Source organism: Lentzea atacamensis (genome assembly GCF_003269295.1).
GTDB lineage: Bacteria > Actinomycetota > Actinomycetes > Mycobacteriales > Pseudonocardiaceae > Lentzea > Lentzea atacamensis.
The window spans coordinates 67,944-83,005 of record NZ_QLTT01000012.1 but is presented as its reverse complement, the minus strand read 5'-3'; the positions used below and the strand labels follow the sequence as shown (position 1 = coordinate 83,005).

General features: G+C 68.6%; 11 protein-coding genes and 1 tRNA gene. 6 read left to right on the top strand and 6 right to left on the bottom strand.

Annotated features, from left to right (window positions below):
• Positions 1–40: 40 nt before the first annotated feature.
• Together C8D87_RS38785 and C8D87_RS38780 are read right to left on the bottom strand one after the other, a co-directional pair.
• Positions 41–1,474 (bottom strand): alpha,alpha-trehalose-phosphate synthase (UDP-forming), encoded by a 1,434-nt coding sequence (locus C8D87_RS38785; RefSeq protein ID WP_109631344.1) that lies wholly within the window; start codon positions 1,472–1,474, stop codon positions 41–43.
• Positions 1,475–1,543: 69 nt separating this feature from the next.
• Positions 1,544–2,890 (bottom strand): threonine/serine exporter family protein, encoded by a 1,347-nt coding sequence (locus C8D87_RS38780; protein ID WP_233442491.1) that lies wholly within the window; start codon positions 2,888–2,890, stop codon positions 1,544–1,546.
• Positions 2,891–3,150: 260 nt separating this feature from the next.
• On the opposite strand from C8D87_RS38780, the gene C8D87_RS38775 reads away from it, so the two are divergent.
• Positions 3,151–3,223, top strand: a tRNA-Thr gene (locus C8D87_RS38775).
• 62 nt (positions 3,224–3,285) lie between these two features.
• On the opposite strand, the gene C8D87_RS38770 is transcribed toward C8D87_RS38775, so the two are convergent.
• Positions 3,286–4,974: a hypothetical protein gene (locus tag C8D87_RS38770; protein WP_112231052.1), complete on the bottom strand. Its 1,689-nt coding sequence runs from the start codon at positions 4,972–4,974 to the stop codon at positions 3,286–3,288.
• Between the two features lie 40 nt (positions 4,975–5,014).
• Here C8D87_RS38770 and mgrA point away from each other — a divergent pair, with 40 nt between their 5' ends.
• Entirely contained in the window at positions 5,015–6,043 is a 1,029-nt protein-coding gene (gene mgrA, locus C8D87_RS38765) for an L-glyceraldehyde 3-phosphate reductase (protein ID WP_112231351.1), read from the top strand.
• A gap of 12 nt (positions 6,044–6,055) precedes the next feature.
• Here the strand turns inward: mgrA and C8D87_RS38760 are convergent, their stop codons facing one another.
• Positions 6,056–7,453, bottom strand: coding sequence for a sensor histidine kinase (locus C8D87_RS38760; protein WP_112231050.1), 1,398 nt, complete (start codon positions 7,451–7,453; stop codon positions 6,056–6,058).
• A complete protein-coding gene (locus C8D87_RS38755; RefSeq protein WP_198680521.1) occupies positions 7,450–8,148 on the bottom strand; it encodes a response regulator transcription factor in 699 nt (232 codons plus the stop codon). Before C8D87_RS38755 ends, C8D87_RS38760 begins: the two co-directional genes overlap by 4 nt.
• Positions 8,149–8,282: 134 nt before the next feature.
• On the opposite strand from C8D87_RS38755, the gene C8D87_RS38750 reads away from it, so the two are divergent.
• Genes C8D87_RS38750 through C8D87_RS38740 form a run of 3 tightly spaced genes read left to right on the top strand, consistent with a single transcriptional unit; the run spans position 8,283 to position 10,891 of the window.
• Positions 8,283–9,641 (top strand): ferredoxin reductase family protein, encoded by a 1,359-nt coding sequence (locus C8D87_RS38750; protein ID WP_411711530.1) that lies wholly within the window; start codon positions 8,283–8,285, stop codon positions 9,639–9,641.
• A 14-nt stretch (positions 9,642–9,655) separates the two neighbouring features.
• Complete coding sequence (locus tag C8D87_RS38745; protein ID WP_112231047.1) at positions 9,656–10,150, top strand: FMN-binding protein; 495 nt, start codon at positions 9,656–9,658, stop codon at positions 10,148–10,150.
• Positions 10,151–10,891: an FAD:protein FMN transferase gene (locus tag C8D87_RS38740; RefSeq protein ID WP_170166739.1), complete on the top strand. Its 741-nt coding sequence runs from the start codon at positions 10,151–10,153 to the stop codon at positions 10,889–10,891.
• A gap of 198 nt (positions 10,892–11,089) precedes the next feature.
• Here C8D87_RS38740 and C8D87_RS38735 read toward each other — a convergent pair whose 3' ends face one another.
• Positions 11,090–12,103, bottom strand: a complete 1,014-nt coding sequence (locus C8D87_RS38735; protein WP_233439170.1) for an ADP-ribosylglycohydrolase family protein — start codon at positions 12,101–12,103, stop codon at positions 11,090–11,092.
• A 123-nt stretch (positions 12,104–12,226) separates the two neighbouring features.
• Between C8D87_RS38735 and C8D87_RS38730 the strand changes: the two genes are divergently transcribed.
• Positions 12,227–14,992 carry an AfsR/SARP family transcriptional regulator gene (locus C8D87_RS38730; protein WP_112231045.1) on the top strand — a complete coding sequence of 922 codons (2,766 nt, stop codon included), beginning with the start codon at positions 12,227–12,229 and terminating at the stop codon, positions 14,990–14,992.
• The last annotated feature ends 70 nt before the right edge of the window (positions 14,993–15,062 follow it).

Below are 15,062 nucleotides of genomic sequence, written 5' to 3'. Positions count from 1 at the left end.
CCTCCTGGAGCACTCGATGGGTCATGGGATCTGAAAGGATTCAGACCGAGGTCTGCGTGCCCAACGCCTCCAGGAACGACCTTGCCCAGCGGTCAACGTCGTGGGTGAGGACTTGGCGGCGCAGCGCGCGCATCCTACGGCGGCCTTCAGCGGGATCGATGTCGAGGGCGGCCTGCAGTGCGTTCTTGACACCGTCCAGATCATGGGGGTTCACCAGGAACGCACTGGTCAGTTCTGCGGCAGCGCCGGCGAACTCGCTGAGCACCAGAGCTCCACCAAGATCATATCGGCAGGCCACGTACTCCTTGCACACGAGGTTCATACCGTCACGAACCGGCGTGACGACCATGACGTCCGCCGCGCTCATGAACGCGACGAGCTCCTCGCGGTTGACCGACTGGTGGAGGTAGTGCACGACGGGTTTGCCGACCCGTCCGAACTCGCCGTTGATCCGGCCGACCGACTGCTCGATGTCCTGGCGCATCGTCTTGTAGTGGTCGACCCGTTCCCTGCTCGGCGTCGCGAGCTGGACCATCGTGACGTCCTCCGGGTCCACGCGTCCGTCCGCGATCAGCTCGTACAGAGCGCGGATCCGGACGTCGATGCCCTTCGTGTAGTCGAGACGGTCCACACCGAGCAGGATGCGCTTGGGGTTGCCGAGATCCTCTCGAATCTGCCTCGCGCGGGCCTGCGTCTCCTTGCGCCGCGCCACCGCGTCGAGACCAGCGCTGTCGATCGAGATCGGGAACGCGCCGACGCGCACCGTGCGGTCGCCGACCTGCACGACACCTGGCCGGGTCCTGACACCGACGGTGCCGCGGCTGGGCTCCAGGCCGACGAGGCGGCGGGCCAGCCAGAGGAAGTTCTGCGCGCCGCCGGGCCTGTGGAAGCCCACGAGGTCGGCGCCGAGCAGGCCGCGGATGATCTCCGTGCGCCACGGGAGCTGCATGAACAGCTCGACCGGCGGGAACGGGATGTGCAGGAAGAAGCCGATCTTCAGGTCGGGTCGCTGCTCGCGCAGCATCGCGGGGACGAGCTGCAGCTGGTAGTCCTGCACCCACACGGTCGCGCCCTGCGCGGCGATCTTCGCGGTCGCGTCGGCGAACCGCTGGTTGACCTGCCGGTAGGCGTTCCACCAGTGCCGGTGGAACGCGGGCTGCGCGACGACGTCGTGGTAGAGCGGCCAGAGCGTGCCGTTGGAGAAACCCTCGTAGTAGTCCTCGACGTCCTTCGCGGACAGCTGGACGGGGTGCAGCAGCAGGCCGTCGTCCTCGAACGGCGCCACGTCCGCGTCGGCCACACCGGGCCAGCCGACCCAGGCGCCGCTGTGTGAGCGGAGAAATGGTTCAAGCGCGCTCACCAACCCGCCAGGGCTGTGCTTCCACCGTTCTGTCCCGTCGGGCAAGCGCTCCAGGTCAACCGGGAGCCGGTTGGCCACGACTACGAATTCCGCCCCGTTCTCGCCAATGTCCATGCTCACATTTCTGAGGCTAGTGCGGACACGTGTCCGAGGCGTGTCGTGTAACCCCCGTCACAGCCACGTTCACTCCAACCGACGCTTGGTGGGTTTGAGAGGCCCGGACATGCGCGGACCAGCGAACTTGCGCTCCAAACGGCCGAGTCCGGTGCGCACCGGCTGAGCCAGGTACTCGCCGAACACCACCCCTCCGGCCAGGGCGAGAGCAATACCACTCGCGAACACCAGCGTGCTCAGACCGGCAGGATCACCCTCCGCGGTGAGCTGGAACAACCCCCGGTAGGTGGTCCAGCCGGGCAGCAGCGGAACGACTCCCGCCTGCACGACGACGAGCGTCGGGATGCGGAGCCGGCGGGTCATCGTCGCGCCGCCGAACCCGGTGATCGCAGCGGCCACCGCGGACCCGAGCAGCACGTCGAGGCCGAAGCTCGTGACGAGGCCGTAGGAGGCGGTGCCGATCGCGCCGGAGATGGCGGCGGCGACGAGCGCGCGGGGCCGGGCGTAGCAGGCGAGTGCGAAGAACGCACTTGTCGCCGCGCCGGCCGCGAACTGCATCGGCACCGCGGAGATCAGCGGCGGCAACGGGTCGGTGAGCCGGATCTCCAGTCCGAAGTGGACGGCCGTGCGGATCGCGATCGCGACGCCCGCGATGAGGCCGGCGCTGAGCAGCACGGTCTCGACCGTGCGGCCGGCGGCGGTGACGTTGTAGCCGGAGATCGCGTCCTGGACGGTGCTCACCAGTGCGAGCCCGGACAGCAGGACGACGATCCCGACGGCGACCAGCAGGCTGGGCCGGACGTCGGGCAGCAGCTTCGTCGCGAAGACGGTCAGCGCAGCACCCGTGGCGAGTGCACCGCCGACGAGTTGCTGGAAGAAGAACGGCAGCGCACGGCGGTTGAGGATCCGGCCGACCCGGTCGATCAGGGCGGTGACGAACGCGGCGGTGAGCGCGAGCTGCAGCCCGCCGCCGACGAGGAACGCGACGGCCGCGGCCATGCCGGCCCAGGCGGCGGTGGCGACCCAGCGCGGGTACGGGTGCTTGGCGTTGGTGATGTCCTCGAGCTGCGCGTGCGCGTCCTCGATCGGGCCGAGATTGCGCACGAGGTGCTCGACGGCGGCCAGTCGCGTGTAGTCGAGACTGCGTTGCCGGACGACCCGTACCGCAGTGATCGGTGGAGCGTCAGTTCCGCGATGACAAGACACGCTGATTGAGGTGTAGATCACGTCGACTTCGGTGTGCGGAAGTCCATAGCTCTCGGTGACCGAGAGAATCGTCGCAGTTACGTCTGCCGCACCCGCCCCACTGGCCATTTGCACCTCGCCGATCTTCAGGGCGAGATCGAGTACCAGGTGAACAGTGGTGTCGTCAGGAAGCGAGGGGCCGTGCAGGTTGTTCGTGGAAATCTCGTGCACCTCCGTCGTGTGATCGTGCGGAGTCCTTCGACTGTTGCTGTGGCGTCTGCCACCTCCGATCGGGCGACCCGAAAAGGAGGACATGATCACTGTCCGTTGGTTACCCTCCTGACCTGGTCAAGGCGGCCCCTCCGGCGCTTTGATCCACTCAGTTGGTTGGCCTGACTCCGACCGGAGCAATCCGATCACACTGAGAGCAGACCGTTCGCCGCAGGTAGCTACCGCAACGGGCGCTTACCATGTTCGCGAACACGAGCCAGGCCGGCGTAGCTCAATTGGCAGAGCACTCGCCTTGTAAGCGAAAGGTTAGGGGTTCGATTCCCCTCGCCGGCTCTTGTCCAACGAGGGTTCGCCCAGGTGGGCGGGCCCTCGTCTCATTTCGACGTGACGGTTCGTCAGCTTTTGCGGACGAGTCCGGTAAAGCCCGCGACACTCAGCGTGGCGAACGACCACCCCAGGATCTGCACCACCCACCCTGCTCCGGTCGCCCACTGCCCGGCTGGTCCGTTCGCCAGTTCGCACCTCGGTGAGCCGCCGAACTTGACGAGCGGGATCGCGAGATCCGCCGCAAGACTGATTCTATTCACCGGTGAACAGGCGTCAGCTGGGCGATCTTTGGCCGGTGACAAGCCGTTGTGGGCGCCCGCTGTCCACACGAGACAGACCGCGAGCAGGAACGCGGCGAGCAGTCCGGCGACCGCTCTGGAGGGTTTGTAGCCGTAGCCGAGCGTGACGCCGAGGAACCAGTGCCAGAGCTTGTTGCCGGGGTCGCCGCGGTGCCGCAGGTCCTTCTGCTGCGCGATCAGGACCTTGCGGGCGGTGTGTTCGTGTCCGGCGGCGCGGTGCACGGCGGCGAGCTGCTGGTACGGCTGGGCGTGATAGCTGAACGAGTGATGGCGCAGCATCGTGAGCCATGCGTCGGTGTCGTCAGGCGGTTCCGGATAGGTCAGGCCGTCGACCGACGCGGTGAAGATCTCGGCCTCGAGCAGCTCGCTGACGTCGAGAGCCAGCGCGTCCCCGACCCTGGTGCCGAGCAGGGCGAGCTCGTAGCCGCTGCCGTGGTTGATCAACTTCTCGGGCCGGAAGACGAGTTCGCCGCTGACACCCGTGTCGCTGATCTCCACCGCGGCCAGCGGGCTGTCCGCCTCGACCTCGGTCCTGGTGAAGGTGATGCTCGCGCCGATGGTCGTCTTGTGCACCAGCAACGCCTGGCCGTCACGGTTGCGCAGCGAACCGTTGATGATCAGGCCGGCGCCGACCTTCGTGTCGACCATGCGGATCGTGCCGTGGGCGGCGCGTTGCGAGAGGGCGTCGAATCCTTCTACGAGCCGCACCTCCTGCCGGAACTGCGCGCCGTCGAGGCAGAGCGAGGTGTCCCCGGCGCTGCGCAGCACCGCTCCCTTCATCCGCAGGCCGCCTGCCGTGGCGTCGATCAGCAGCACCGCGGCACCCTCACCGCCGGCCCTGATGAAGATCGAGTTGAGCTGGATGTCCCCGCCGATCTTCGCGTTGTTGGCGACCAGACCCATTCCCGCCGCGTTGTCGATCACCGCACCTTCGAGCTGCAGATCACCGCCGATGTCGCAGCTGTCGAGCCAGAGCGCGCTGCCCACGTGGTCGGAGTGGACGTACAGCCCGTCGGCCTGCACGTGACCTCTGACGTGCAGGCCGTTGCCGTAGAACGTCGACATGCTGGTGTCGTGGAGGAACAGGGTGCCGTCGATGCGCGCGTTGTCGAGGTCGACGACTCCTGTGCAGCGGGCCTCCCTCATCCCGAAGTAGCGCGTGCGGAGGCCTTCCGCGTTGAGCCTCGGCAGCGCGGAACCGTCGAGGGTCAACGTGGGCAGGCTCGTGTCGCAAAGCCACAGTTGTTCTTCGAAGATGCTGTCGTCCAGCTCCAGCGACGCCGAGGTCTCGATGTTGCGCAGGTCGAGCTCGCCGGTGATCCGCGCGCCGCGCACCCGGATGCCGCGCGGGTCGAGGCCGTCCGCCCGCACCAGGTCGCGGATCACTTCGGCGCGCAGCAGGTTGTCATGGCGACGACCGAGGTGGAGGATCTCGCCCGCCTCGGCGGCCCGTTTCATGTCCTGCTCTGTCTCACTAGGACGTGACATTGTGGGCACCATGTCCTACCTCGCGGATAGCGCGCGCTACGACCAGATGACGTACCGGCGGACGGGCCGCAGCGGTCTCAAGCTGCCTGCCATCTCGCTCGGCCTGTGGCACAACTTCGGCGGCGACCGGCCGTACGAGCTGGGTCGCGGCATCGCGCGGCGGGCGTTCGACCTCGGAGTCACGCACTTCGACCTCGCCAACAACTACGGCCCGCCGTACGGTTCGGCGGAGATCACGTTCGGGCAGATCCTGAAGGATGATCTCAGGCCGTACCGCGACGAGCTCGTCATTTCGACCAAGGCCGGCTACGACATGTGGCCGGGGCCGTACGGGGAGTGGGGCAGCCGCAAGTACCTGCTGAGCTCGCTCGACCAGTCGCTGACCCGGATGGGCCTCGACTACGTGGACATCTTCTACTCGCACCGGTTCGACCCGGAGACGCCGCTCGAGGAGACGATGGGCGCGCTCGTGTCCGCGGTGCAGCAGGGCAAGGCGCTCTACGTGGGCATCTCGTCCTACTCGCCGACCAAGACGCGTGAGGCGGCCGAGCTGCTGCGGAGCGCCGGTGTGCCGTTGCTGATCCACCAGCCGTCGTACTCGATGCTCAACCGCTGGATCGAGCCGGAGCTGCTGGACGCGCTGGAGGAGGTCGGCGCGGGCTGCATCGCGTTCTCGCCGCTCGCGCAGGGCATGCTGACCGACCGCTACCTCGACGGCGTGCCGGCGGACTCCCGTGCGGCGCAGGGCAAGTCGCTGTCGACGAGCCTGCTGACCGAGGAGAACCTCAGCCGCATCCGTGCGCTGAACGACATCGCGAAGTCGCGTGGCCAGTCGCTGGCCCAGCTCGCGCTGACGTGGACGATCCGCGACCCGCGCGTCACGTCGGCGTTGATCGGCGCCTCGTCGGTCGGGCAGCTGGAGCAGAACCTCGCGGCACTGCAGGCGCCGCCGCTGACCGACGACGAGCTCGCCGAGATCGACAAGTACGCCGTCGAGTCCGGGATCGACCTCTGGGCGACGAGCTCCCAGTCGGAGTGACTGTCGGAGTGACTACAGCCGCCGGGGGAGACGGATCGTGAACACTGTCGCCCCCGGCCTGCTGGTCAGCTCGATCGTGCCGCCGTGGGCCTGCACCAGCGACTGCACCACGGCGAGACCGAGGCCGCTGCCACCGCGCTGGCGGGTTCGCGAGTCGTCCACGCGGTAGAACCTGTCGAAGATCCGCTCCTGGTCGGCGTCCGCGATGCCGGGCCCGGTGTCGCTCACCTTCACCACCGCCCAGCCGTCCGATGCCGTGACCTGCAACGACACCGACGTCCCGGCAGGCGTGTGTACCGCGGCGTTGGTCAGCAGGTTGTCGAGGACCTGCCGCAGCCGGGTTGCGTCCGCGCGCATGGTCACCGTGTCGGCGTCGACCTCCAACGAGTGCGATGGACGGGCCGCGCGGAACGCGTCTGCCGCGGCCTCGGCGATCACCGCCAGGTCCAGCTCCTCCAGACGCAGCGGCGGTTCGGACTCCGCGGAGTCCAGGCGTGCCAGCAACAGCAGGTCGTCGAGCAGCACGCTCATCCGCGCCGCCTCCGAGCGCAGCTTCTCCAGGTGCTTCTCGCGTTCGCCCGGCTCGTTGGCCGCCGCGTACCGGAAGAGGTCCGCGTAGCCGCGCAACGACGTCAACGGCGTGCGCAGCTCGTGTGACGCGTCGGCGATGAACCGCCGGAGCCGTTGCTCTGCCACCGTGCGTGCGGCCAGAGAGGTGTCGATGTGCGCGAGCATCTTGTTGAACGCCTCACGCAGCTCGTCGACCTCGACGCCGCCGCCGTTGCTGTCCGCGCGCACCGCCAGGCGGGAGGAGTCGGTCAGGTCGTGCGAGGCGATGTCGTGCGCGGTGTTCGCCATGTCCGACAACGGGCGCAGGCCCTTGCGCAGCAGTGCCTTGCCACCGACGACGAGGCCGACCAACGCGAGCACGAATGCGATCACGCAGACCGTGACGAGCTGCCGGAACGTGTTGTCGAGGTCCTGCATCGGGGCGGCGCTGACCAGCACGATCTCGTTGTTGACGATCGGGCACGCGCGCAGCCTGAACTTCCCCTCGTCGCGCAGGTAGTCGGTGCTCATCACCTCGGTGGTGAGCGCCTTCTTGGCCAGGTCGTCCATCTCCTCGCGGTCCTTCGGCGCTTCACCGCCCTTCGGCCGGAGCTCGCCGTTCTCGACCTTGTAGACGACCGAGTACCAGCCTTGCGGGATCTTGGTGACGTCCTCGTGGTACCGCACCTCGTCGGCGGCGTTCGTCTGGCTGATCTGCATCTGCTTGTCGAGCTGGGTGTCCAGGAACGACTGCATCGAGACGACCAGGATCGTGCCGACGACGAGGAACACCGCGAGGGCCAGTGCACCGAGACCGAGGGCGAGACGCGTACCCAGGCGCCATTGGCTGAGGGGCTTCATTCGGCTGCTCGGCGGAGCACGTACCCCACACCGCGCACGGTGTGGATCAACGGCTCGCGGCCGTCGTCGAGCTTGCGACGCAGGTGGGAGATCACCAGCTCGACCACGTTCGAGCGGCCGCCGAAGTCGTACTCCCACACGTGGTCGAGGATCTGGGCCTTGGTCAGCACGGCCGGTGAGCGGCGCATCAGGTACCTGAGCAACTCGTACTCCGTCGGTGTCAGCGTCACGAGCTTGCCGCCACGACGGACCTCACGCGTGTCCTCGTCCATCACGAGGTCGGACACCTTCAACACGGAACGCTTCCACGACGGACCCGTCGAGCGGCGCAGCACGGCACGGAGCCGGGCCATCAGCTCCTCGACCGAGAACGGCTTGACGAGGTAGTCGTCGCCGCCGCGAGTGAGACCCGCCACACGGTCCGCGGTGCCGTCACGAGCCGTCAAAAACACCACCGGGACCATCGCACCGGCCGCCCGCATCCGATCAAGAACGGTGAATCCGTCCAGGTCAGGCAGCATGAGGTCGAGCACGACGATGTCCGGCTGGAACTCGGCTGCCTCTCTGAGCGCGTCCTCGCCGTTGAGCGCTGTCGCGGCCTGCCAGCCCTCGTACCGGGCGACCGTCGCGACCAGGTCAGCGATGTGCGGCTCATCGTCCACGACGAGCAATCGAACCGAGTTCCCCTTGTCCACGTGCTCATGGTGCGTCACCTGATGGCCCCCTCGCTCGATCGACAGGAAGTCGACAGCCCGTGCAAAGCGGGTGCACAGCTCGGGAGCCAAGGATCGAGAACGACCGACCCGACCGCCTGACCGAGGAGCTCGCCGTGACGACCACCCTGCAGCAACCCGTGCGACCGGCCGCGGCCGGTCGTGCGACGCCGCACAAGGTGCTGGCCAAAGCCGGCCTCTACGTGTTCCTCCTGGCCAACGCGGCGTTCGTGACCTACCTGTTCAACGCTGCGGGCGTCGGGTCGAACAAGCTGGTCAACTTCGGCAGGCTGACCGGTCTCTACGGCGCGCTCGCGATGGCGTTCCAGCTGCTGCTCGTCGCGAGGCTGCCCTGGCTCGACCGCCGGCTGGGCATGGACAAGCTCACCTCGTGGCACCGCTGGGTCGGCTTCACGATCTTCTGGATGCTCGTCGGCCACCTGACCTTCATCGCGTTCGGCAACGCCGGCGCCGACGGGCCGATCGCCGAGATCGTCCGCCAGGCCACCGAGCTGGAGGGCATCCTCCGCGCGCTGGTGGCGTGGGCGATCATCATGGTCGTCGGCGTGGTCTCCGCCCGGTTCGCGCGGCGCAAGCTGGCCTACGAGACCTGGCACTTCATCCACCTGTACACCTACATCGCGATCTTCCTCGCGTTCACGCACCAGATCGCGGTCGGCAGCACGTTCCGCAAGTCCGCGCTCGCCACCGGCTACTGGTGGGGTCTCTGGGCGTTCGCCATCGGGGCAGTCGTGATCGGACGGCTGGTGCTCCCCTTCTGGCGCAACTGGCGCCACCAGTTCCGGGTCGCCGCGGTCGTGCCGGAGGCGCACAACGTGGTCTCGGTCTACATCGAGGGCAAGGACCTCGACCGGCTGGGCGCCAAGGCCGGGCAGTTCTTCCTGTGGCGCTTCCTCACCAAGGACCGCTGGTGGCAGGCCAACCCGTTCTCGCTGTCCGCGGCGCCGAACGGCAAGTACCTGCGGCTCACCGCGAAGGCTCTGGGCGAAGGCAGCGCGGACATCCGCAACATCGCGGTCGGCACCCGCGTGTTCGCCGAGGGTCCGTACGGCGCCTTCACGACCATGCACCAGACCAAGCCCAACGCGCTCCTCGTCGCGGGCGGTGTCGGCGTCACGCCGATCCGCGCGCTGCTGGAGGAGATCAAGGGCCACGTCGTGGTGCTGTACCGGGTGACCGACCCGCGTGAAGCCGTGCTGCTGCACGAGATCGAAGGCCTCGCCAGGGCCAAGGGCGCGGTGCTGCGCCTGGTCACCGGCTCCTCGAAGACCATCACCGCGAACGGCCCGTTGCTCGGTCCGGACAACATCGTCGCGCTGGTGCCGGACGTGGAGGAGCGCGACGTCTTCATCTGCGGCCCGAACGGCATGACCAACGCCGTGGTGCAGAGCCTTTCCGAACTGGGAGTGCCCAGCAACCAGGTCCACGCCGAGCGCTTCGCGCTGGCCAACTGAGAGGGTTCGACGACGTGAAGAGGGCAATTCCCGTTCTGGCGCTGAGCGTGGCCGGCCTGGTGCCGGTGTGGCTGTACTCGCCGGGTGCCGCGCACGAGGGCGAGCTCACCGAGGTCGCCGCGCCGGAAACCCCGCAGCAGACCCAGGCCGCGCCCAAGACCACCGGTTCCGCGCCGAAGACGACAGGTTCCGCCCCCAAGGCGACCGGATCCGCGCCGGCCACCCAACCGCAGCAACAGCAGCAGGCCCAGGCCAGGACCGTGTCCGGTCCGGCGGTGAACACCTCAGAAGGCACCGTGCAGGTCCAGGTCACGTTCCAGGGCACCAAGATCACCGACGTCAAGGCGTTGCGGGCACCGAACAGCAACCCGACCAGGATGGCGCTGCCGTTGCTGCGCGAGTCGGCGCTCAAGGCGCAGAGCGCGGACATCGACACGGTGTCCGGCGCGACCGCGACCTCCGAGGGCTACAAGCAGTCGCTGCAGGCCGCCATCGACGGGGCTCAGTAGATGTCCGTGCGGCGCGTCGAGCACATCATGGGCCTGCCGATCTCGGTGGACCTGCGTGACGGGGACGCCGCACTGGCCGAGCGGGCGTTCGCGTGGTTGAGGGAGGCGGACGCCCAGTTCTCGCCGTTCAAGCCGGACAGTGAAGTGTCCAGACTGGACCGGGGTGAGCTCACCAGGGATGAGCTCACCCCGGACCTGGTCGAGGTGCTCTCGCTGTGCGACTGGTACGAGGAGTCGACGGGCGGCGCGTTCACGGCCAACGTGCCGGGACGCGGCCTCGACCCGTGCGCGGTGGTGAAGGGCTGGGCCGTGCAGCGCGCCGCCGACATCCTGCGCGAGGGCGGCGCGTCGACGTACTGCGTGAACGCGGGCGGCGACGTCGTCACGGCCGGTGAGCCGGAACCGGGAAAGCCTTGGCGTGTGGGCGTTCGCCATCCCGAGATCGCCGACCAGCTCTGCGTCGTGCTCGGTGTGCGGGACGGAGCCGTTGCCACGTCAGCGTTGTACGAACGCGGTCAGCACATCCTGGACGGCCGTACCGGTCAGCCCGTCACCGGAATTCTGTCGGTCACGGTTTTCGCCGAGGACCTCGCGATCGCCGATACCACTGCCACAGCAGCGTTTGCGCTGGGCAGAGACGGGATCGAGTGGGCGGCCGCACAGGAGGACTGCGAGGTCTTCATCGTCGATGAAGATCGTCGAGCGTTCTCCAGTCCTGGACTTCCGGTACACATCTGTTAACATGCCCGCCCAACGGAGCCTTGACTCCGGGGCACGGATTTCGTTGATCAAGAGCTGGATCGGAGCTCGCGCTCGGGGCAAGACCCGGCCTGCTGTCGACCAACTACTCGTGCGGAACAGCCCGCGGACGAGCGAATTCGGGAGCGCTCCCCGTGGGCTGTTCCTGTTCTCCCGCAACGGTGATCAGCGGCAGCGTGCTCATACGTACTTGCTTTCGTCGAACTCGAGGTTGACCGCGGACCGGCCGAGGTCGCGGCCCATCTCGTCGAGGACGTCCACCAGCTCGAGGCCGCTCAGCCAGTCGCGGGGCAGCGCTTCTGTGCCGTGCAGCGCGCCGAGCACGTTGCCCGTCAACGCCGCCGTCGCGTCGCTGCCACCGGAGTGGTTGGCAGCAGCCCGCATCGCGTCCACGAACTGCACCGGCTTCGGATGCGTCAGCACGGTGTAGACCGCTATCGCCAGCGCCTCCGGACCGGTCCAGCCGCTGCCGAGCCGGTCGACGCGCACGGACGACTGGCCGTCGTGCTCCTCCGCCAGCACCACGGCGCGAGTGAGCACCGTGGCCGTGTACGTGTCGTCGCGCAGCACCCGGCCGATGACCTGGTCGATCGCCTCACGCAACGGCCTGCCCTTCACCGCGAGCAAGTGGATCAGCAACGCCAGCGCACCGCCGGACACCCAGCCACCGGTGCCGCCGTGGGTGATCGCCGCGAACCGGCAGCCCAGGTCGTACGCGATCGCTGCGGACGGCGCGAAGCCGGCGGGCGCGGTGCGGGTGACACCGTTGCAGCCGGACGACTCGTTGTGCGGGTTCTGCGGTGTCGACATGGTTTCCGAGGCGAGTGCGCGCAGGCACGTCAAACCCGGCGAACGGCTCTCGTACAGCCGTTCGTCTGCGAGCAGTCCCACCGCGCCCCGCTCGGGGGCCGGTTGCTGCTGGGTGATCAACCAGCGCCGGTAGCTGTGCCACACCATCTCCGACGGCTCCCACTGGCCGGTGTGCTTCCCGCGCACCCAGGCGCGCAGGTAGCCGTCGGCGGTGAAGAGCGTCAGCTGGGTGTCGTCGGTGAAGAGCGCGGGCTTCGGTGGTGCGAGCACACCTTCGGCGCCGTGTTCGCGCTGGATGTCGGCCCAGCCGAGGTACTGCACCGGCGCGCCGAGCGCATCACCGAGAGCGCCGCCGAGGAGGCACCCGGCGCCGCGGTCAACCACGGAGTCACGATCTCGCGGCACAGATGAACAGTAGCGTCCCGCGAACTTGGACCGCACTTGTATCTGAGACCCCGGCTCGCACACCTGTTGAAGTGACGAGGTCAGCGGGCGTGAGGGAGGGGCATGCGGAGCAAAACCGGACTCGAGTTCGGCGTGCTCGGTCCACTCCAGGTGCTCGCGGACGGCCGGCTGATCCAGCTGGGCCGCCGCGGCATGCGCGGACTGCTGGCCATGCTGGTCGTCGAGGCGAACCGACCCGTCTCGATCGACCAGATCGTCGACGCGCTGTGGACGGACTCGCCGCCGGCCACAGCGCGAACGATCGTGCACGGTTACGTCTCGCGGTTGCGCAAGCTGCTGGAAGAGGCCGACCCGACGGGTTCGGCGGTCATCCGCACCACGCCGACCGGTTACCAGCTGACCGTGGACCCGTGGCGTCTCGACCTGCACCGCGCCCGGCAGCTCGTGGCGTCCTCCCGCGGCAAGCCCGCCGCCATCCGTGCGGGTCTGCTGCGCGAGGCGTTGGGTCTGTGGCGCGGGCCGGTGCTCGCTGACGTACCGGGTGACCCGATGACCTCAGATCTCGAAGAGCTGCGGCTGTCGGCGTTGGAGGAACGCATCGACGCCGAGCTCGAACTGGGCCGCCACCTGGAGCTCGTGGGGGAGCTGCGAGGGCTGTGCACCGAGTACCCGTACCGGGAACGCCTGGTCGCGCACAGCATGCGCGCGCTGTACCGGTCCGGGCAGCGTGCCGATGCTCTGGAGGTGTACCAACGGTTCCAGCGTCGTGCGAGCGAGGAGCTCGGCATCGACCCCGGCCCGCAGCTGAGGTTGCTGCAGGAGCAGGTGCTGCGCGACGACCCGGCGCTGAGCCTGATCGGAGCGGTCGAGTCACGTCCCGTCGCACCCCGTGCGGGCATCGTGGCGCCGGCACTTCTGCCCGCCGCGGCTTCGCGGTTGTTCGGCCGTGACGACGACAAGGCGTGGCTGGACAACGTCTGCGCGTCCAGGAACCTGCTGGGCACGACCGTGGCCGTGCTGACCGGCGCCCCCGGTGTCGGCAAGAGCGCGCTCGCGATCACGTGGGGTCACGAGAACTCCGAGCTGTTCCAGCACGGCGTGCTGTTCGCGTCGCTCGGCGACACCGAACCCGGCGAGGTGCTGACCAGGTTCCTGGTGGCGCTGGGCGTACCGGCGGACGGCGTGCCGGTCGCGGTGGAGGACCGCGTCGGGCTCTACCGGTCGCTGCTGAACCGCCGCCGCGTGCTGGTGGTGCTGGACGACGCGACGGGCTTCGAGCAGGTGCAGCCGTTGCTGCCGCCGGGGTCGGGCTCGGTGGTGCTGGTGACGTCGCGCCGCAAGATGGAACGGCTGGTCGTCACGAACAGCGCCCGCGTCCGCAAGCTCGGCCCGCTGGACGACGAGGCCGCGCGCGAGCTGGTGGACGACGTGCTGGGCAAGCCGTTGTCGTCGGAGGACCCGGCGGCGTCCCGCAAGCTCGCGGAGCTGTGCGGAGGGCTGCCGCTGGCGTTGCGGGTGGCCGCGGCCAAGCTCGTGATCAGTCCGGAGTGGACGATCGACGAGCTGGTGGGGGAGCTGGCCGACGACGGGCACCGGTTGCGTGGGTTGGACCTACCTGAGGCAGGCGTGGGGGTGTCGCGGGCGCTCGACCTGTCGACCCGCGACCTGCCGTCCGAGCTCGGCGAGGTGTTCAAGTCCGTCGGCATGGCGCCCGGCCGCTGGATGTCCTCGCACGCCGTGGCCGCGCTGACCAGGACGCACGTCGACTCGGCCCGCGACCGGCTGACCCAGCTGGTCGGGGTGAACCTGCTGGCCGAGCCGTGGCCGGACGGCTTCACGATGCACGAGCTGGTGCGCCTGTACGTGCAGGAAGGGAGCCGACCGGACCTGGACTCGTTGCGGCGCCTGGTGAACTACTACCTCGTCGCGTGCGACCACGTCCGCCGCGCCATCCGGCCGGCCAGGGACGGCCTGGACTTCGCGCTGGGGGACAACGGTTCCACCGCGCTGCCGGCGTTCGGCGACCCGATCGACTGGTTCGACCAGGAATGGCCCAACATCGTGGCGGTCGTGCACGCGGCCGCCGAATCGGGCCTGCACGACCAGGTGTGGCAGCTGGTGAGGCTGTTGCACCACTACGCGACCGCGCGCGCACTCACGGGGGAGTGGGTCGCCCTGGTCGGGTTCGGCCTGGCCGCGGCCGAGGTGACGGGGAGCCGCCTCGGCCAGATCCTGATGCTGGACACGACCTACACGACGAACGCGAGACTGGGACGTCCTGTCCTGCTGCCCGACGCCCGCCGCGCGCACCGGCTCGCGACCGAGCTCGGTGAGCGCCAGTACCTGGTGCTGACACTCGCCCAGCTCGCGGACGTCCTGTTCCGGCTCCAGCACCACGACGAGGCGTTGCTGCACTTCTGGGAGTCGGTGCAGCTCGCGCAGCAGTCCGGTGACGTCGTCGGCGAGGGCCACGGCCTGAACAACGTGGCGCAGGTCGAACAGGCCCGCGGACGTCTCGACGTGGCGCTGCAGCACCAAGCTCACGCCGTCGAGGTCTACCGGCGCTCCGGCGACCAGGTCGCGTTGATCCGCGGCCTGGCGAACCTGGCCGAGCTGCACCTGGAAGCCGGTTCACTGGACGAGGCGGAGTCGTTGGCACGCCAGGTCGTCGACCAGGCCGCCGTCGCCGAAGTGACCTACCTGGAGGGTTTCGGCCGGCAGGTGCTCGGCGGCGTGCTGCTCCGGCGGGCGGAATGGGTTGCTGCGGCAGCGGAATTGACCGAGGCACTGCGGCTGTACTCGCAGGTCAACTCGGCTCGTGCGGTCGAGGTGCGGGCCGCTTTGGACTCGCTGTCGTCCGAGGTTTAGCGGGTGTTTAGTCGTCTGGTCCCAAAACATGGGATGTTGGATGTGCAGGCCGCCGAGTGGGGGATTACCG

Bases quoted from the DNA above. Each gene is read 5' to 3' on its own strand.
- C8D87_RS38785 (WP_109631344.1), bottom strand. From the start codon at position 1,474: ATGGACATTGGCGAGAACGGGGCGGAATTCGTAGTCGTGGCCAACCGG.
- C8D87_RS38770 (WP_112231052.1), bottom strand. From the start codon at position 4,974: ATGAAACGGGCCGCCGAGGCGGGCGAGATCCTCCACCTCGGTCGTCGC.
- mgrA (WP_112231351.1), top strand. From the start codon at position 5,015: ATGTCCTACCTCGCGGATAGCGCGCGCTACGACCAGATGACGTACCGG.
- C8D87_RS38760 (WP_112231050.1), bottom strand. From the start codon at position 7,453: ATGAAGCCCCTCAGCCAATGGCGCCTGGGTACGCGTCTCGCCCTCGGT.
- C8D87_RS38740 (WP_170166739.1), top strand. From the start codon at position 10,151: ATGTCCGTGCGGCGCGTCGAGCACATCATGGGCCTGCCGATCTCGGTG.
- C8D87_RS38730 (WP_112231045.1), top strand. From the start codon at position 12,227: ATGCGGAGCAAAACCGGACTCGAGTTCGGCGTGCTCGGTCCACTCCAG.